The sequence below is a fragment of the Pseudomonas brassicacearum genome (assembly GCF_918698105.1).
GTDB classification, from domain to species: Bacteria; Pseudomonadota; Gammaproteobacteria; order Pseudomonadales; family Pseudomonadaceae; genus Aquipseudomonas; species Aquipseudomonas brassicacearum_F.
In genome coordinates, this window is sequence record NZ_CAKKMI010000072.1 from 12,993 (window position 1) to 30,547 (window position 17,555).

Annotated in this window: 13 protein-coding genes; 7 read left to right on the plus strand and 6 right to left on the minus strand. The window is 61.3% G+C overall.

The window, feature by feature from the left end:
• Nucleotides 1–49 precede the first annotated feature (49 nt).
• From LQ215_RS23205 to LQ215_RS23220, 4 genes are all read left to right on the plus strand, one after another.
• Complete coding sequence (locus LQ215_RS23205; protein ID WP_230152749.1) at nucleotides 50–286, plus strand: DUF1653 domain-containing protein; 237 nt, start codon at nucleotides 50–52, stop codon at nucleotides 284–286.
• 115 nt (nucleotides 287–401) lie between these two features.
• Nucleotides 402–3,014, plus strand: coding sequence for a type I DNA topoisomerase (topA, locus tag LQ215_RS23210; RefSeq protein ID WP_230152750.1), 2,613 nt, complete (start codon nucleotides 402–404; stop codon nucleotides 3,012–3,014).
• Nucleotides 3,015–3,205: 191 nt separating this feature from the next.
• Nucleotides 3,206–3,730 carry a DUF6586 family protein gene (locus LQ215_RS23215; protein ID WP_003199647.1) on the plus strand — a complete coding sequence of 175 codons (525 nt, stop codon included), beginning with the start codon at nucleotides 3,206–3,208 and terminating at the stop codon, nucleotides 3,728–3,730.
• A 106-nt stretch (nucleotides 3,731–3,836) separates the two neighbouring features.
• Nucleotides 3,837–4,070 (plus strand): hypothetical protein, encoded by a 234-nt coding sequence (locus tag LQ215_RS23220; RefSeq protein ID WP_003183419.1) that lies wholly within the window; start codon nucleotides 3,837–3,839, stop codon nucleotides 4,068–4,070.
• Between the two features lie 71 nt (nucleotides 4,071–4,141).
• Here the strand turns inward: LQ215_RS23220 and sulA are convergent, their stop codons facing one another.
• Together sulA and lexA are read right to left on the minus strand one after the other, a co-directional pair.
• Nucleotides 4,142–4,615 (minus strand): SOS-induced cell division inhibitor SulA, encoded by a 474-nt coding sequence (gene sulA, locus LQ215_RS23225; RefSeq protein ID WP_003199648.1) that lies wholly within the window; start codon nucleotides 4,613–4,615, stop codon nucleotides 4,142–4,144.
• 10 nt (nucleotides 4,616–4,625) lie between these two features.
• Complete coding sequence (lexA, locus tag LQ215_RS23230; protein WP_003199651.1) at nucleotides 4,626–5,234, minus strand: transcriptional repressor LexA; 609 nt, start codon at nucleotides 5,232–5,234, stop codon at nucleotides 4,626–4,628.
• Between the two features lie 241 nt (nucleotides 5,235–5,475).
• Between lexA and LQ215_RS23235 the strand changes: the two genes are divergently transcribed.
• Entirely contained in the window at nucleotides 5,476–6,183 is a 708-nt protein-coding gene (locus LQ215_RS23235; protein ID WP_230152751.1) for a TetR/AcrR family transcriptional regulator, read from the plus strand.
• Nucleotides 6,184–6,366: 183 nt separating this feature from the next.
• Complete coding sequence (nagZ, locus tag LQ215_RS23240) at nucleotides 6,367–7,365, plus strand: beta-N-acetylhexosaminidase (RefSeq protein ID WP_230152757.1); 999 nt, start codon at nucleotides 6,367–6,369, stop codon at nucleotides 7,363–7,365.
• A 233-nt stretch (nucleotides 7,366–7,598) separates the two neighbouring features.
• Here the strand turns inward: nagZ and LQ215_RS23245 are convergent, their stop codons facing one another.
• From LQ215_RS23245 to mfd, 3 genes are read right to left on the minus strand one after another with little or no spacing between them, the layout of a single operon-like run.
• On the minus strand, nucleotides 7,599–10,292 hold the full coding sequence (locus LQ215_RS23245; RefSeq protein ID WP_230152752.1) for a DEAD/DEAH box helicase: 2,694 nt from the start codon (nucleotides 10,290–10,292) through the stop codon (nucleotides 7,599–7,601).
• Nucleotides 10,293–10,303: 11 nt separating this feature from the next.
• Entirely contained in the window at nucleotides 10,304–10,870 is a 567-nt protein-coding gene (locus LQ215_RS23250; RefSeq protein WP_230152753.1) for a CsiV family protein, read from the minus strand.
• Nucleotides 10,871–10,880: 10 nt separating this feature from the next.
• Nucleotides 10,881–14,330, minus strand: coding sequence for a transcription-repair coupling factor (gene mfd, locus LQ215_RS23255; protein ID WP_230152754.1), 3,450 nt, complete (start codon nucleotides 14,328–14,330; stop codon nucleotides 10,881–10,883).
• A 168-nt stretch (nucleotides 14,331–14,498) separates the two neighbouring features.
• Between mfd and LQ215_RS23260 the strand changes: the two genes are divergently transcribed.
• Complete coding sequence (locus LQ215_RS23260) at nucleotides 14,499–15,962, plus strand: glyceraldehyde-3-phosphate dehydrogenase (protein ID WP_230152755.1); 1,464 nt, start codon at nucleotides 14,499–14,501, stop codon at nucleotides 15,960–15,962.
• 183 nt (nucleotides 15,963–16,145) lie between these two features.
• Here LQ215_RS23260 and LQ215_RS23265 read toward each other — a convergent pair whose 3' ends face one another.
• Nucleotides 16,146–17,444, minus strand: coding sequence for an MFS transporter (locus LQ215_RS23265; RefSeq protein WP_230152756.1), 1,299 nt, complete (start codon nucleotides 17,442–17,444; stop codon nucleotides 16,146–16,148).
• Nucleotides 17,445–17,555: the final 111 nt, after the last annotated feature.

Below are 17,555 nucleotides of genomic sequence, written 5' to 3' on the forward strand. Positions count from 1 at the left end.
AAAAAAGATTTTGTTTTTATTTTGAAAAAATTTGAGTGAGGGCCAAAACATGCCGATACAACCTGGGCTCTACCAACATTACAAAGGTCCGCAGTACCGCGTATTCAGTGTCGCGCGGCATTCCGAGACCGAGGAAGAAGTGGTCTTCTATCAAGCCCTGTATGGCGATTACGGCTTTTGGGTACGTCCCCTGAGCATGTTCCAGGAGTCCGTCGAGGTTGACGGCGAACAGGTGCCACGCTTTGCTTTGGTGCAGGCCGAGGAGAGCATTTTTTCCAAGCCTTGAGGCCGGTATGCGGGCAACCCTGCGCTTGACCTCACCTTGCAGCCACTATATATAGCGGTGCCGCGTCAGGCGCCAACCGCCTTTCACTTTTTAGAATTCAGGAATTTTCTGATCCATGGGCAAATCGCTGGTCATTGTGGAATCCCCGGCTAAGGCCAAGACCATCAACAAGTATCTGGGCAACCAATACGTGGTGAAGTCGAGTATCGGCCATATCCGAGACCTGCCCACCAGCGGTTCGGCTAGCGCCAGCAAGGAGCCAGCCGCCAAGCGCGGCAAGGCTGCTGCCGGTGAAGCGCCGGCGCTGTCGCCGAAAGAAAAGGCGCGCAAGCAGCTGGTCTCACGCATGGGGGTCGATCCGGAACACGGCTGGAAAGCCAAGTACGAGATCCTCCCGGGCAAGGAAAAGGTCATCGAAGAGCTGCGCCGGCTCGCCAAGGATGCCGACATCATCTATCTCGCGACGGACTTGGACCGCGAAGGGGAAGCCATTGCCTGGCACCTGCGCGAAGCCATTGGTGGGGATGACAGCCGCTACAAACGCGTGGTGTTCAACGAAATTACCAAGAAGGCCATCCAGGAAGCCTTCTCCCAGCCGGGCGAGCTGGATATCGATCGGGTCAACGCCCAGCAGGCGCGTCGCTTCCTCGACCGCGTGGTGGGCTACATGGTCTCGCCGCTGCTGTGGGCCAAGATCGCCCGCGGCCTGTCAGCCGGTCGTGTGCAGTCGGTCGCCGTGAAGCTGGTGGTGGAGCGCGAGCGGGAGATCCGTGCGTTCATCCCTGAAGAGTACTGGGAAGTCCACGCCGACCTCGGCACCGCCAAGGGCGCCACCGTGCGCTTCGACGTGGCCCGGGAGAAGGGCGAGGCCTTCAAGCCGCTCAACGAAGCCCAGGCCATGGCCGCGCTGGAGAAGCTCAAGGCTTCCAGCTACAGCATCGTCAAGCGCGAGGACAAGCCGACCAGCAGCAAGCCGTCGGCACCGTTCATCACCTCCACGTTGCAACAGGCCGCGAGCAATCGCCTGGGCTTTGGCGTGAAGAAAACCATGATGATGGCCCAGCGTCTGTACGAAGCCGGCTACATCACCTATATGCGTACCGACTCGACCAACCTTTCGGTCGATGCCGTGGCGATGGCGCGCACTTATATAGAAAGCGAGTTCGGCAAGAAGTACCTGCCGGAGACGCCTAACGTCTACAGCAGCAAGGAGGGCGCGCAGGAGGCGCACGAAGCGATTCGTCCGTCCGATGCCAACACCGAGCCGAGCAAGCTGTCGGGCATGGAGCGCGATGCCGAGCGCCTCTACGAGCTGATCTGGCGCCAGTTCCTGGCCTGCCAGATGCTGCCGGCGCAATACCTGTCGACCACGGTCAGCGTCGGTGCCGGCGACTTCGAGCTGCGCGCCAAGGGCCGCATCCTGAAGTTCGACGGCTACACCCGTGTCATGCCGCAAATCACCAAGCCTGGGGATGACGACGTCCTGCCGGACATGGCCCAGGGCGACGTGATGAAGCTGATCAAGCTTGATCCGACACAGCATTTCACCAAGCCACCGGCCCGTTACTCCGAAGCCAGCCTGGTCAAGGAAATGGAAAAGCGCGGCATCGGTCGTCCTTCGACCTACGCAGCGATCATCTCCACCATCCAGGACCGCGGCTATGTGGCGCTGCACAACCGTCGTTTCTATTCGGAAAAGATGGGCGACATCGTGACCGAGCGTTTGTCCGAGAGCTTCTCGAACCTGATGGACTACGGCTTCACCGCCGGTATGGAAGAGAACCTCGACGATGTGGCCCAGGGCGAGCGCGACTGGAAAAACGTTCTCGACGAGTTCTACGGCGACTTCAAGAAAAAGCTCGAAGTGGCCGAAAGCCCTGACAGCGGCATGCGCGCCAACCAGCCGGTCATGACCGATATCCCGTGCCTGACCTGCGGGCGCCCGATGCAAATCCGTACCGCCTCGACCGGCGTGTTCCTCGGTTGCTCGGGCTACAGCCTGCCACCCAAGGAGCGCTGCAAGGCGACGGTCAACCTGGTGCCGGGCGACGAAATCGCCGCGGACGACGAGGGCGAATCGGAATCCCTGGTGCTGCGCGGCAAGCATCGTTGCCCGATCTGCAGCACGGCGATGGATGCCTACCTGCTGGATGAAAAGCGCAAGCTGCACATCTGCGGTAACAACCCGGACTGTGCCGGTTACGAGATCGAAGAGGGCACTTATCGCATCAAGGGCTACGAAGGCCCGAGCCTGGAGTGCGACAAGTGTGGCAGCGAGATGCAGCTCAAGACCGGTCGTTTCGGCAAGTTCTTCGGTTGCACCAACCCGACCTGCAAGAACACCCGCAAACTGCTCAAGAGCGGTGACGCGGCGCCGCCGAAGATGGACCCGGTGAAGATGCCTGAGCTCAAGTGCGAGAAGGTCAACGACACCTACATCCTGCGCGACGGTGCCTCCGGCCTGTTCCTGGCGGCCAGCCAGTTCCCGAAAAACCGTGAGACCCGTGCACCGCTGGTGATGGAGATCGTGCCGCACAAGGACGAGATCGATCCCAAGTACCATTTCCTCTGCGAAGCGCCGCAGAAGGATCCGGACGGGCGCCCAGCGGTCATTCGCTACAGCCGCAAGACCAAGGAGCAATACGTGCAGACCGAAGTCGACGGCAAGCCGACCGGTTGGAAAGCCTACTACGACGGCGGTAAGTGGACGGTTGAAGACAAGCGCTGATTGATAGCGCCTGTTTGACGATCGGGGGCTAGCGAGGCTCTCTCGGTCCATTAACCTCGATGTACAAAAAGGCCGCATGAAACCCATAGGTTTTCATGCGGCCTTTTTGTTTTTGGCTTGCAGTGGCCTTGGTTGATCCATGACACTGTCGCACTTGCGTGAAGCTTTCATTTCGTTGGGGAGATGCCGCCATGGCCCACGAACTCTATACCCGCACCAATCAGAAAATCTACTTCGCCGGTCTGTCGCTTGAAGCGCTCACCAGGGCCGAGGACGGACGTGCGATGAATTCCCCGGCGCTGCTCCAGGCAGGGCGCGAATCCGTGCTGTTTCACCTGTACGGCGCGTTGTTGGGGTTGTGCCATGAAATCGCCGGTTTCTATCGCTTGCCTCAAGCGAATGCACCGCGGGCCGAGCTGTTGTTGACCCGCGAAGTGCTGGAAACCATTGCTATCCCGGAATTGGCCGAAATGGTCGAGCTGGCGCATAACCCGGAAACCTGGCTGGCAAAGCTATTGGCGGCCCATGCGGCGCTGTTCGAACCGCCACGTGCCCCGCGCAAGCCCAAGGGGGACGTGACCCAGCCGTTGATCGTGGCGGTCAATCTGGACGAACAAGAACCCGAGCAGGAATTGAGTCGGGAGGAGCTGGAGAGTTGGCGCCAGAACCTCAAGAGCCTGGCGATACGCTTTCGTGAAGGGTTGAACGAGTGCTGAGTTTTCCCTCGGCCCGTTACGTTCGTTGACAACGCTTGGTCAAGATCCCGAGCGGAGCCTGGCCGATGACTATATAATCCTCGCCTTTCGTGGAGAACAGACTTTTATGCCTACGTCCTTTCTAGAAATTGTCGAACTTCCTGATGGCCGCATCGAGCTGCGCAGGGCTGAGGACGAGGGTTCTCTGGTTACCCTGAACTTCTCCGAAGATGCCAAGGTATTCCTCCAGGGCCAACACGTCGAAGTCGCCAAGGCGATGCTGAGCGTGGGCGTTCAGATGGCAGGTCGCCTGGTTGAAGGCGAATTCAACAAGGAAGAGGGGCCGCGGGTTCTTCATTGATCCCGTTTGTCGGCTTTTATGGATAGTGTGGCTGGTCGGCTTCTCTGCCTTGGAGAAGCCCCGCGTTTGTCTTAGCCCAATCGAATATTCAGACTTTGTGCGTCCCCGGTACGGGCGGCGCTGATCAACTGTTGCCGTGCGGTGGCGGTCAACGGGTTGAGCCAGCTGACCACGGTGTGGCTGCGGCCCAGGCGCAAGGCTTCGCAGGTCAACTGTTGGGCGCTTTGGGTGCCCCGCGGCTGCAACAACAGGATGCGTTCGCGGTTCAGGCCGGCATCCCGCAGCCAGGCCTGGGTGACGCTGGCCGGAGGTGCGATCAGGGTCAGCCAGCGAGCATCCTGGTCCTGGCTGAGTTCTCGCAGAATCGGCGCCAGCAGGTTCAGGCAGTTTCCGGCCGCACCACGTAACGACAGTTCGCTGAAAGCCTCGGGCTCGACGCCCCAGGGCGACTCGATGACCTCTTTCAGGACTGGAACCAGCGGTTGGGCCATGAATGCCTCGAACAGCGGAAGTTGTGTGTGTTGTGGTGTGTGAGGGAACTGCATAAAGCCTCCTTTAGCGGCGAATGACGCCGACGCTCAAGCCTTCGATGACCAGGTCCTGATCTTTCAGATTCACTTCGATGGGCGCGAACTCGGGGTTCTCGGCGATGAGCCAGACCTTGCTGCCGTCGCGCTTGAAGCGCTTGACGGTCACTTCGTCGCCGATTCGCGCCACCACGATCTGGCCATTGCGGGCTTCGCGGGTGGTGTGGACGGCCAAGAGGTCACCGTCGAAGATGCCGATGTCCTTCATGCTCATGCCGTGTACACGAAGCAGGTAGTCGGCCCGAGGATGGAAGAACGAAGGGTTGATGTTGCAGGATTCCTCGACATGCTGCTGGGCCAGGATCGGTGCACCTGCCGCTACCCGACCGATGATCGGCAGGGTAGTTTCGTCGGCCTTGGCTTCGAAGCCGGGGATGCGAATGCCACGGGATGCGCCCGGGGTCATTTCGATCGCCCCCTTGCGCGCCAGCGCCTTGAGGTGTTCTTCAGCCGCGTTGGGCGACTTGAACCCCAGTTCCTGGGCGATTTCCGCACGGGTCGGCGGGTAGCCATTGTCTTCGAGGCAACGTTTGATGAAGGCCAGAATCTCTGCTTGGCGTGGCGTCAGCTTTAGCATATTGATCGCTCTGTCTTTTTATACAGTGACTGGGATTATATACAGTGGACAGCGCTTGGCAATCCTCCTTTTTTCACCGGCCGCTGGACGGTCGGTCGGGCTGTTGGATGCGCCATGGCTACCACCCGTGAAAAGGTGTGGTTAAATACGTGACCGGGCGTTCGCAAAACGCCCCGGCAGGCTTGACAACCCCTAGGCTGAAACGTATGTTTCAAACAAGTGTTTGTCAGGCGGAGTAACCATGGCCCAGTCGGAAACCGTTGAACGCATTCTCGATGCTGCCGAGCAGTTGTTCGCGGAAAAAGGTTTCGCTGAAACCTCGTTGCGTCTGATCACCAGCAAGGCCGGGGTGAACCTGGCGGCGGTGAACTATCATTTCGGCTCGAAAAAGGCCCTGATCCAGGCGGTATTCTCACGATTCCTCGGGCCTTTCTGCCTCAGCCTCGATCGCGAGCTGGAGCGCCGGCAGGCCAAGCCTGACGTCAAGCCGACCCTGGAAGAGTTGCTGGAAATCCTGGTCGAGCAAGCCCTTGTCGTGCAACCGCGCAGCGGCAACGACCTGTCCATTTTCATGCGTCTGTTGGGCCTTGCTTTCAGTCAGAGCCAGGGCCACTTGCGACGTTACCTGGAAGACATGTACGGCAAGGTGTTCCGTCGCTACATGCTGCTGGTCAATGAGGCCGCACCGCGGATTCCGCCCATCGAGTTGTTCTGGCGCGTGCACTTCATGCTCGGCGCCGCGGCGTTCAGCATGTCCGGTATCAAGGCGTTGCGCGCCATTGCTGAAACCGACTTTGGCGTGAACACCTCCATCGAACAGGTGATGCGCCTGATGGTGCCGTTCCTGGCAGCCGGCATGCGTGCCGAAAGTGGCGTCACCGATGACGCCATGGCTGCCGCGCAATTGCGTCCGCGCAGTAAATCGGCGCCGGCGCTCGCCAAGGCGTAAGTGCATGGGTGGGCGCGGCTGCCTACATCCGCTAAGCTAGCCGCCCATGCCGACTCTCGTTTCGAACCCGCTCCATTTTTTATTGCATGACCGCGGCCTGCCGGGCCTTGGGCCCAGCGGTGTGGTCGTGTCTGTGTTGCTACGCGGGTTCATCGTTATTAAGGAAATGCTATGACTGCTGGCCTGCAAGGCTCGTTGATGGTGGACGTCGCCGGTACCTGGCTGACGGCCGAAGATCGCCACTTGTTGCGCCAGCCCGAGGTAGGCGGCCTGATCATCTTTGCCCGCAATATCGAGCATCCGCGTCAGGTACGCGAGCTGAGCGCGTCGATCCGCGCCATCCGCCCCGACCTTTTATTGGCGGTGGATCAGGAAGGGGGTCGTGTCCAGCGGCTGCGCCAGGGATTTGTGCGGTTGCCGGCGATGCGGGCGATAGCCGACAACCCGAACGCCGAATACCTGGCCGAGCAGTGCGGCTGGATCATGGCCACTGAAGTGCTGGCGGTCGGTCTCGACTTGAGTTTTGCCCCGGTGCTGGACCTCGATTACCAGCGCAGCGCCGTCGTCGGCAGTCGTTCCTTCGAGGGTGACCCCGAGCGCGCTGCATTATTGGCCGGTGCCTTCATCCGCGGCATGAACGCCGCCGGGATGGCCGCCACGGGCAAGCATTTCCCGGGGCATGGCTGGGCCGAGGCCGATTCCCACGTGGCCATTCCGAATGATGAGCGCAGCCTGGAGCAGATTCGCGCCAACGACCTGGTGCCGTTTGCCAGGCTGAGCAAACAACTGGCCGCCGTCATGCCGGCCCATGTCATCTACCCGCAGGTTGACCCCAATCCAGCCGGGTTTTCCCGCCGCTGGCTGCAGGATATCCTGCGCGGCGAGTTGCAATTCGATGGGGTGATCTTCAGTGATGATCTGTCGATGGCCGGTGCTCATGTGGTCGGTGATGCTGCCAGTCGTATCGAGGCTGCTTTGACGGCGGGTTGCGACATGGGCTTGGTGTGCAATGACCGCGCGGCTGCAGAGCTGGCCTTGAGCGCTGCCCAGCGCCTGAAGGTCACGCCTTCTGCACGGATCGCCCGCATGCGCGGCCAGGCCTTTGCCTCTACTGAATACCGCCAGGACCCTCGCTGGCTGGTGGCGCTCGGGGCGCTGAGGGCTGCCCAACTGGTTGATTAGCGTCTGTTGAAAGTCGCGGAGTAACATCTGCGTGATCTGAGCCAGTGCCATCGCGAGCAAGCTCGCTCCCACAGTCGATCTGCGGTGAACACAAGACTCAAGACACCCAAGATCCCCTGTGGGAGCCGAGCTTGCTCGCGATGACGGCGGCACATTCAACATCTGCGCCAGCCGAGACACCGCTATCGCGAGCAAGCTTGGCTCCCACAAGACTCCCACAAGGGTTTGGGGGGTTAGCGCTTTTCCAGTTTGTCCGGCAGCGGTGCGAACAAGGCTTCGATATCGTCGCTCTGCAGTTTCCAGTCTCCGGCCACGCGTCCGTCCAGCACGCCGGCCGCGAGGTCGGATTTTTCCTTTTGCAGCAGCTGGATCTTCTCTTCCACCGTGCCTCGGGCGATCAGCTTGTAGACGAACACCGGCTTTTCCTGGCCGATGCGGTAGGCGCGGTCGGTCGCCTGGTTTTCGGTGGCCGGGTTCCACCACGGGTCGTAGTGAATCACTGTGTCGGCCTCGGTCAGGTTCAGGCCTACACCACCGGCCTTCAGACTGATCAGGAATATCTGACGCTTGCCGCTCTGGAATTCCTTGACGGGCGTGCGCCGGTCGCGGGTCTGGCCGGTCAGGATGGCGTACTCGACGCCGCGTTTCTTCAGCTCCTCTTCAATCAGCGCCAGCATGGACGTGAATTGGGAAAACAACAGCACCCGGCGACCTTCTTCAAACAGCTCTTCGAGCATTTCCATCAGGCTGTCGAGCTTGCCCGAGGTGCTGCCGCGGGCGGGCAGGGTGGCGTCGTTGATCAGGCGTAGGTCGCAACACACCTGGCGCAGCTTGAGCAGCGCTTCGAGAATGATGATCTGGCTGCGGGCCACGCCTTTGCGGGTGATCTCATCGCGGACCTTCTTGTCCATCGCCAGGCGCATGGTTTCGTAGACGTCCCGCTGGGCGTCGCTGAGCTCGACCCAATGGATGATCTCGGTTTTGGGCGGCAACTCTGTCGCCACTTGTTCCTTGGTCCGGCGTAGCAGGAAGGGTTTTATCCGACCGTTGAGGTGCTGCAGTCGTACATCGCTGCCACGCTTTTCGATCGGTACACGGTAATCGCGGTTAAAGCTCTTGACGTCCCCAAGCCACCCCGGCAGCAGGAAATGAAACAGCGACCACAATTCTCCCAGGTGATTTTCCAGCGGCGTGCCGGACAGGCACAGCCGCTGGCGGGCGTTGAGCTCGCGGGCGGCCTGGGCGGCTTTGCTGGTGGGGTTCTTGATGTACTGGGCTTCATCGAGGATCAGCACGTGCAATGGCTGCGTGGCCAGGCGCTCGACATCCTTGGGCAGCAGGGCATAGGTGGTGAGGACCAGGTCATAATCGGCCAATCGGTCGAAATGCTTTTTGCGCCCGGCGCCGTAAAGCGCCAATACCTTGAGCTGCGGTGTGAAGTGAGCGGCCTCGTCGAGCCAGTTGGGGATCAGGCTGGTGGGCATCACCACCATGCACGGTCGGTCGAGGCGTCCGGCGTTTTTTTCGCTGAGAATGTGCGCCAGGGTCTGTAGGGTTTTGCCCAGGCCCATGTCGTCCGCGAGAATGCCGCCGACTTCCAGCTGCCTGAGCGATTGCATCCAGCTCAAGCCTTCGAGTTGATAAGGCCGCAGCGTCGCGTTCAGGCCCTCGGGCGCGGTGGCGGTGTAGTCCTTGATGTCCCGCAGGCGCTGGGCCAGGCTGCGAATGTGTTCGCCACCTTCCCAGGTCAACGGCATGTCCTGCAGCGGATTCAGGCGCAGGGCGTCCGCGCTGTTGAGGCGCAGTTTGGTGGTGCCAGGCTCTTGCAGGTAAAACTCGCCCAGGGTCGCCAGCACCGGTTTCAACCGGCCATAGGGCAGGGCCACCTGCTGCGGGCCGAACTCCGAGTTCGGACGGTTGGGCAGGGTGACCAGGATGAGTTCATCGTCCCGACGCCGGGCCAGGCGTTCCGGGTTGAACAATTCGATGTGCGAGCGCATCAGGTTCAACAGGATCGGCAGCAGGCTCAGGCGCTCACCGTTGACGATGATCCCCAGTTCGAGGTCGAACCAGCCCCGCTCCGGCGTTTCCTCGACGGTGGCGTACCACTCGTCCACTGCTGTCAGGTCGAAGCCGAAGTCCTCGTCGATCTGCAGTTCCCAGCCCTGGCTGCGCAGTTTCGGCAGGTCATTGAGGGTGAAGGTCAGCCAGGCACTGTCGTTGACCATTTCATACAGTTCGCCGGCGCTTTCCGGTAGGGCCTTGCTTTGTCGGGTCGCGACCTTGAAGCCGAGGATTCGCAGCTGTTCGCGGTAGGACTGTTCCACGTCGGTGTGGCGTTTTATCCGCAGTGTCTGGGTTTCCTGGCGAATCAGCACGTCGGTGTTGCGCTGGCCGCTGACGTATTCATCCAGGTAACTGAACGACAGCGCGGCGCGGTGTTGGATGTAGCGCTGCATCTTGCCGTTGCGCGGCTCGAAGGCGCTGAACTCGACACTGGCCAGCCAAAGGCGCGGCACCGGTTGCACGTTGTCCACCAGCACTTGTGGCGGGGCCTTGGGGCTGCGGTTGTCCAGCACGGCCTGGAGCTTCTCCAGCAACTGCGCGTCTTTTTCGGCGGCCGGGTAGGCCAGGGTTTCCTGGACTTGCAGCAACACCGCCGCGCAGTGCTTGCAGTTGATGCGCACCGGGCAGGAACACGCGGCTTCGAGCAGAATCAGCGTGCCCTTGGCTGACTCTTTAAGGCGAATGGTCTGACGGTAGACGTTACCGCCAGAGCCTTCGCAGCTGGCGGTGATGGTGCTGTCGCCGGCCTCGACGATCCTGACGCGGTTCTCCAAGGCGTAACGGCGCCCGCGCTCCAGGCTCTGTTCCTTGAATCGATTGACCCAGGAAGGTGCCAGGGGTTTGCTCAGGGGCGAGGGCATAGGCGCGCCGATCAGTCCGGAATGACTTCAGGTGCCTGCCGTGGCGCGGGCGCGGTCAACGAGGTGATCTTGATCAGCAGGCCAAGATGACCGTTGTCGAGGAAGTTCAGTTGGCCGTTCTTGGTATGGCTCTGCTGCTTGAGGCGCTCGCTGGCGGTGACCAGGCCATTGGCGTTGATCTGGTTGATCCAGAAATCGGCATCCACGTCGGTGAAACGGCCCAGCTTCAGCTCCAAGGTACCTTCGATGGGGAATTGCCCAAACTGTTCGGCACCGTCGCTGATGGCGATTTTGCGTCCCTGCTCGCCAAGGGTCTGCTGCCAGGCCTTGTGCATCAATACCGTGTATTGGCCGCTGGCGGTGAGTTTCTCGACGATGTTGCCCATGGCCGGCGTGCGCTGGCTGTCCGCACCCAGGCGTTGCGCGCCGGCGTCCCAGTCTTCCGGTGCGGCACGGCTGACAATCGCCGGCTCGGCGTTCTGGCGCAACAGGATCATTTCAACCTGATACAGGTCGTCGGCAAACGCCAGGGGAGCGACCAGGGTCAACAACAAGGTCAGTGAGCAAAACAGGCGCATGTGGCGTCCTTCAAGCAGTGGTCGGAGTGAGGCGCTCGAACAGCGCCTCTACGGTATTGAAACGCTCTTCCGCGCGTTCCATGGGCACCATGAATTTGAACATCGTGGCCCCTTCGAATTTGTAGCGTTTGGGCTGGCCCTGGATCAACTTGATCAGCACCAGTGGGTCGACTGGCGTCTGGGCCTCGAACTCGATTCGGCCGCCGTTGGGGCCGCCGTCGACTTTCTTGATGCCCAGTTGTTCGGCCTTGAGCTTGAGCAGCGTGGTGCGCACCAGGTTCTTGGTCGGTTCTGGCAGCAGGCCGAAGCGGTCGATCATCTCCACTTGAAGGTCCTTGAGGCCTTCCTCGTCGCTGGCCGAGGCGATGCGTTTGTAGAGGATCAGTCGTGCGTGGACGTCCGGCAGGTAGTCTTCCGGGATCAGTGCCGGCACCCGGAGGTTGATTTCCGGCCCGCCGCCCAGGGGTTGATCGAGGTTCGGTTGCTCGCCCTTGCGGATCGACTTGACCGCGCGTTCGAGCATTTCCATGTACAGGGTGAAGCCGACGGCCTGGATCTGGCCGCTCTGGCCGTCGCCGAGCAACTCGCCGGCGCCGCGGATTTCCAGGTCGTTGGTGGCCAATACGAAACCGGCGCCGAGGTCCTGGGTATTGGCGATGGCCTCCAGGCGTTTTTCCGCATCCGGGGTGATCTGCTGGCGCGGTGGCGTCAACAGGTAGGCATAGGCCTGGTGGTGGCTACGACCGACTCGGCCGCGTAACTGGTGCAACTGGGCCAGGCCGAATTTATCGGCGCGCTCGATGATGATGGTGTTGGCGCTCGGCACGTCGATGCCGGTCTCGATGATGGTCGAGGCGATCAGCACGTTGAAGCGCTTGTGGTAGAAGTCGCTCATCACCTGTTCGAGTTCACGCTCGCGCATCTGCCCGTGGCCGATGCCGATCCGCGCTTCCGGCACCAGCTCGGCCAGGTCGGCGGCGCATTTCTCGATGGTCTTCACGTCGTTGTGCAGGTAATAGACCTGGCCGCCACGCAGCAACTCGCGTAGCAAGGCTTCCTTGACCGTGCTTTTGTTCTGCTCCATGACAAAGGTGCGCACCGACAGGCGACGGGCCGGCGGTGTGGCGATGATCGACAGGTCGCGCATGCCCGACACCGCCATGTTCAGCGTGCGCGGGATCGGCGTGGCGGTCAGGGTCAGGATGTCGACTTCGCTGCGCAGGGCCTTGAGCTGTTCTTTCTGGCGCACGCCAAAGCGGTGCTCTTCGTCGATGATCACCAGCCCCAGGCTCTTGAACTTCACGTCGTCCTGCAGCAGCTTGTGCGTGCCGATGACGATGTCGATCTTGCCCTCGGCCAGGTCGGCCACGGCGGCGTTCACTTCCTTGGTGGATTTGAAACGGCTCATCACTTCCACGGTCACCGGCCAGTCGGCAAAGCGGTCGCGGAAACTGTTGTAGTGCTGCTGGGCGAGCAGGGTGGTCGGTACCAGGATCGCCACTTGCTTGCCACCGTGCACGGCAATGAACGCGGCGCGCATCGCCACTTCGGTCTTGCCGAAGCCCACATCGCCACACACCAGTCGGTCCATCGGCTTGGGCGCGAGCATGTCGGCGCGCACGGCTTCGATGGTGGTCTGCTGGTCGACGGTTTCTTCGAACGGGAAACCGGCGCTGAAAGTTTCGTAGTCGGCTTTCGGATCGGCGAAGGCATAGCCCTCGCGGGCCGCGCGGCGGGCGTAGATGTCCAGCAGCTCGGCGGCCACGTCGCGCACCTGTTCGGCCGCCTTGCGCTTGGCTTTCTGCCAGGTTTCCGAGCCCAGGCGATGCAGCGGGGCGAGGGCGTCGTCGCTGCCGGTGTAGCGGGCGATCAGGTGCAGGTTCGCCACTGGCACGTAGAGCTTGGCGCCCTCGGCGTATTCCAGGGTCAGGAACTCGGCGGCCTGGTTGTCGATTTCCAGCGTCGCCAGACCCAGGTAGCGGCCCACGCCGTGGTCGATGTGCACCACGGGTGCGCCTTCGCGCAACTCGGTGAGGTTCTTGATGACGGCGTCGTTGGCGGCGTCGGCGCGTTTCTCGCGACGGCGGCGCTGCATGACGCGCTGGCCGAACAAAGGACTTTCGGCGACCAATGCCAGGGCCGGGTCCTCCAGGACCAGGCCGTCGTTCAACGGCGCGATGGTAATTGCCAGGCGATCCTTGCCGGCGACGAAGTCCGGCCAGCTGTCCACCGTCTTCGGTCGCAGCTTCAGGCGCTCAAGCAGCTCCAACAGCACTTCGCGACGACCCGCGGATTCGGCGGTGAACAACACGCGACCGGGAAACGCATCGAGAAAGCCGGCCAGCGCCGCCAAAGGTTGCGTGGCCTTGGCTTCGATGGCCAGGTCCGGCAATGCCTTGGCCGGGAAACGTTCACGGCCGACGCCGGTTTCCACGTCCTGCTGGCTTGCCACCACCCGCGGCCAGCTCTTGAGGCGGGCAAAACAGTCTTCCACCGGCAGGAACAGCTCGGCCGGCGGCAATAAAGGTCGGGAAGGATCGACGCGACGTTCTTCGTAGCGGTTGCGTACATCGTTCCAGAAGTTTTCCGCAGCCTGTTCGATGCCCGGCAGGGAAAACACCTGGGTGTCCTGGGGCAGGTAATCGAACAGGGTGGAGGTTTCGTCGAAAAACAGCGGCAGGTAGTATTCGATGCCGGCGGGCGTGATCCCGCTGCTCAGGTCCTGGAAGATCGGGCAGCGGCGGAAATCCACATCGAAGCGCTCGCGAAAGCGCGCCTTGAAGCGGGTCACGGCGTCTTTCTGCAGCGGGAACTCCTTGGCCGGCAACAGGCGGATCGACTGCACTTTGTCGATGGAGCGCTGGTTTTCCGGGTCGAAGGTGCGCAGGGTCTCGATTTCGTCATCGAACAGGTCGATGCGATACGGCAGTTTGCTGCCCATCGGAAACAGGTCGATCAAGGCGCCGCGTACCGCGAACTCGCCGTGCTCGTACACCGTGTCGACGCAGCGATAGCCACTGGCTTCGAGGCGGGTGCGCATTTGCTCGACATCGAGCTTCTGGCCGATGTCCAGCACCAGGCTGCTGCCAAGCAGGAATTGGGTCGGTGCCAGGCGATGTAGGGCTGTGGTGATCGGCACTACCAAAACGCCATGACTGAGTTCCGGCAGCCGATAAAGGCTGGCGATTCGCTGGGAAATGATGTCCTGGTGCGGCGAAAACAGATCGTAGGGCAGGGTTTCCCAATCCGGGAAATGCAAGACCGGCAAATCCGGAGCGAAGAAACTCAGCTCCTGTTCCAGCCGCTCGGCGCTCTGGCTGTCGGCGGTCAGCAGCAGGGTGAAGCGCTTTGCAGCGCTGGCAGCCTCGGCGATGGCCAGGCTCAGGGCGGCACCGGGCAGGTTGCCCCAGTGCTGTTTACCTGCCGCGGCAGGGAGAAGCGGAAGACGCAGAACGGGCACGGAAGGTTGAGCTCCAGCGTTGCGACAAAGTCGACAATTGTAGCGGGGGAAGGGGGCTGCTGTCAGTCGCAGACTACCCAGGTCGACAGGAAAACCACGGTGCGACAGGCGCGCATTGCTCCGCCGAGGACTCGGCGGCATAATGTAGCCCCTTTTTTCAGCCCCTACATGTGGAAGGTTACCGTGACTCAGAAGCCCGACCAGTGTCTTGGTGAATGGATTGATCGTGAAGCTCTCGCAGAAGCGATGATCCCTCTCATCGGTCAGCTCTACCGCAATAACAACGTGGTGAGCTCGATCTATGGCCGCAGCCTGATCAACCAGTCTGTCATCGCGATCCTCAAAGCCCACCGCTTTGCTCGCCACCGTTCTTCCGACGACAGCGAACTCTCCGTCCACGAAACATTCCCCCTGCTCAAGGCCATGAGCGAGCTCAAGCTCGGCGCGGCTTCGGTGGATCTGGGCAAGTTGGCGTTCAAGTTCCGCAACGAAGGCAATGGCCGTAGCGCCGAGCAGTTCGTTCGTGAAGAGATGGCCGATGTGGTTGGCCAGCAGAACGCTTCGCCTCGCAAGGGCACTGACGTGGTCCTGTACGGCTTCGGTCGTATCGGCCGTCTGCTGGCGCGTATCCTGATCGAAAAAACCGGTGGCGGCGACGGCCTGCGCCTGCGGGCCATCGTGGTGCGCAAGGGCGCCGAGAACGACCTGACCAAGCGCGCCAGCCTGCTGCGTCGTGATTCGGTCCACGGTTCGTTCAACGGCACCATCATCATCGATGAAGAAAACAACACCATCCTCGCCAACGGCAACCTGATCCAGGTGATCTACGCGAAGAACCCGACCGAGGTGGACTACACCCAGTACGGCATCAAGGACGCACTGCTGGTGGACAACACCGGCGTATGGCGTGATGCCGAGGGCCTGGGCCAGCACCTGACCTGCCCGGGCATCGCCCGCGTCGTGCTGACTGCGCCTGGCAAGGGCAAGCTGAAGAACATCGTTCACGGCATCAACCACGGCGAAATCACCGCTGACGACAAGATCATCTCCGCTGCTTCTTGCACCACCAACGCCATCGTGCCGGTGCTCAAGGCGGTGAACGACAAGTTCGGTATCATCAACGGTCACGTCGAAACGGTTCACTCGTACACCAACGACCAGAACCTGATCGACAACTTCCACAAGGGCGACCGCCGTGGCCGCAGCGCCGCGCTGAACATGGTCCTCACCGAGACCGGTGCCGCCACCGCCGCCGCCAAGGCCCTGCCTGAGCTGGCTGGCAAGCTGACCGGCAACGCGATCCGTGTGCCGACGCCGAACGTGTCGATGGCCATTCTCAACCTGAACCTTGAGAAAGCTGCCACCCGTGAAGAGATGAACGAGTACCTGCGCTACATGGCGCTGCACTCCGACCTGCACAAGCAGATCGACTTCGTTAACTCGCAGGAAGTGGTGTCCACCGACTTCGTCGGCTCGCGCCACGCCGGTGTCGTGGATGCTGAAGCCACCATCAGCCAAGACAACCGCGTTGTTCTGTACGTCTGGTACGACAACGAATTCGGTTACAGCTGCCAGGTGGTTCGCGTGATGGAAGACATGGCCGGTGTAAACCCGCCAGCATTCCCGCGCTAAGCCTTAGCTGCTTGTGAAAACGCCCCGACTTGTCGGGGCGTTTTTGTATCTGGGTTTTGCTGTGTTTGGGCGGGCCTCATCGCGAGCAAGCTCGCTCCCACATTGGACCGCATTCCTCAACAACAACTCGGTCACCTGTGGGAGCGAGCTTGCTCCGGGCGGCGATCCGACGATAGCGATCTATCAGGCGCCGCCCACTACAGAGGCCTGCGCCGTCCGCAGTTCATGCCGATTGCCCTTGAACAGCACCAAGGTCGCAATCAACCCCAGCACCGCCGCCCCACTGAGCCAGATCCCCGGTGCAGCCTTGTTATCCAATACATGAATCAGATACGTGCAGGCCGCGGGGGTAAACCCGCCGAACGTCGCTGTCGCCAGGCTGTAGGCCAGGGAGAAACCGGTGGTGCGCACCTCGACCGGCATGATTTCCGTCAAGGCCACGACCATCGCACCGTTGTACGATCCATACAGGAACGACAACCACAGCTCGACGATCAGCAAATGGCTGAAGCTGGGGTTCGCCACCAACCAGGACAGCGCCGGATAGGCGGTGAGGATCGCCAGGACAGTCGCACCGAGCAGCAGGGGTTTACGTCCGATCTTGTCGGAAAACGCCCCCATCACGGGCAGCCAGAAAAAATTCGACAAGCCGATGCACACCGTGACCAGCAGCGCATCCAGGTCCGACAGGTTCAATTCGGCCTTGCCGAAGGTCGGTGTGTAGGCGGTGATCAGGTAGAACGACACGGTGGTCATCACCACCAGCGCCATGCCGGCCAAGACAATGCCGAAGTTCTGACCGATGGAGCGGACAATTTCCGACAGGCTGGGACGGTGTTTTCTCGCTTGGAACTCAGGCGTTTCCTCCAGCGAGCGACGGATCACGAATATGGCCGGCACAATCATGCACCCCACCAGGAACGGTACCCGCCAGCCCCATTCGCCCATTTCCTGGGGACTCAGCCAGTGATTGAGGCCCACCCCCAGCAGGCCGGCAAACACCACGGCAGCCTGTTGGCTGGCGGATTGCCAACTGACAAAGAAACCCTTGCGCCCCGGCGTGGAGATTTCCGCCAGGTAAACCGACACGCCGCCCAGCTCCACGCCCGCGGAGAAGCCCTGCAGCAAACGGCCGAGCAGCACCAGCAAGGGGGCCGTCACGCCCAGGGTGGCGTAGCCCGGCACGCAGGCGATCAGGATGGTGCCCATGGCCATCAGCGCCAGGGTGATGATCAAGCCTTTGCGACGGCCATGGCGGTCGATGTAGGCACCGAGAAAAATCGCTCCGAGGGGACGCATCAGGAACCCGGCACCAAACGTGGCCAGGGACAGCATCAGCGAGGCGAACGCACTGTCGGCGGGGAAGAACGTCTTGGCGATGGCCGTGGCGTAGAAGCCATAGACCATGAAGTCGAACATCTCCAGGAAGTTGCCGCTGACAACGCGAAAAATCGCCTTGCCGTTGCTCGTTTGGGAAGACATGTGTAGGTACTCACTCTGGCAAATCTTGTATGAAAACGCTGCGTCCCCTGTGGGAGCGAGCTTGCTCGCGATAGCGGTGTGTCAGTCATATTGATGCTGGCTGTTCCACCG

Excerpts from the sequence above, each read along its gene's own strand:
- LQ215_RS23205 (WP_230152749.1), top strand. The coding sequence starts at position 50 with ATGCCGATACAACCTGGGCTCTACCAACATTACAAAGGTCCGCAGTAC.
- topA (WP_230152750.1), top strand. The coding sequence starts at position 402 with ATGGGCAAATCGCTGGTCATTGTGGAATCCCCGGCTAAGGCCAAGACC.
- LQ215_RS23215 (WP_003199647.1), top strand. The coding sequence starts at position 3,206 with ATGGCCCACGAACTCTATACCCGCACCAATCAGAAAATCTACTTCGCC.
- LQ215_RS23220 (WP_003183419.1), top strand. The coding sequence starts at position 3,837 with ATGCCTACGTCCTTTCTAGAAATTGTCGAACTTCCTGATGGCCGCATC.
- sulA (WP_003199648.1), bottom strand. The coding sequence starts at position 4,615 with ATGCAGTTCCCTCACACACCACAACACACACAACTTCCGCTGTTCGAG.
- lexA (WP_003199651.1), bottom strand. The coding sequence starts at position 5,234 with ATGCTAAAGCTGACGCCACGCCAAGCAGAGATTCTGGCCTTCATCAAA.
- LQ215_RS23235 (WP_230152751.1), top strand. The coding sequence starts at position 5,476 with ATGGCCCAGTCGGAAACCGTTGAACGCATTCTCGATGCTGCCGAGCAG.
- LQ215_RS23245 (WP_230152752.1), bottom strand. The coding sequence starts at position 10,292 with ATGCCCTCGCCCCTGAGCAAACCCCTGGCACCTTCCTGGGTCAATCGA.
- LQ215_RS23250 (WP_230152753.1), bottom strand. The coding sequence starts at position 10,870 with ATGCGCCTGTTTTGCTCACTGACCTTGTTGTTGACCCTGGTCGCTCCC.
- LQ215_RS23260 (WP_230152755.1), top strand. The coding sequence starts at position 14,499 with ATGTGGAAGGTTACCGTGACTCAGAAGCCCGACCAGTGTCTTGGTGAA.
- LQ215_RS23265 (WP_230152756.1), bottom strand. The coding sequence starts at position 17,444 with ATGTCTTCCCAAACGAGCAACGGCAAGGCGATTTTTCGCGTTGTCAGC.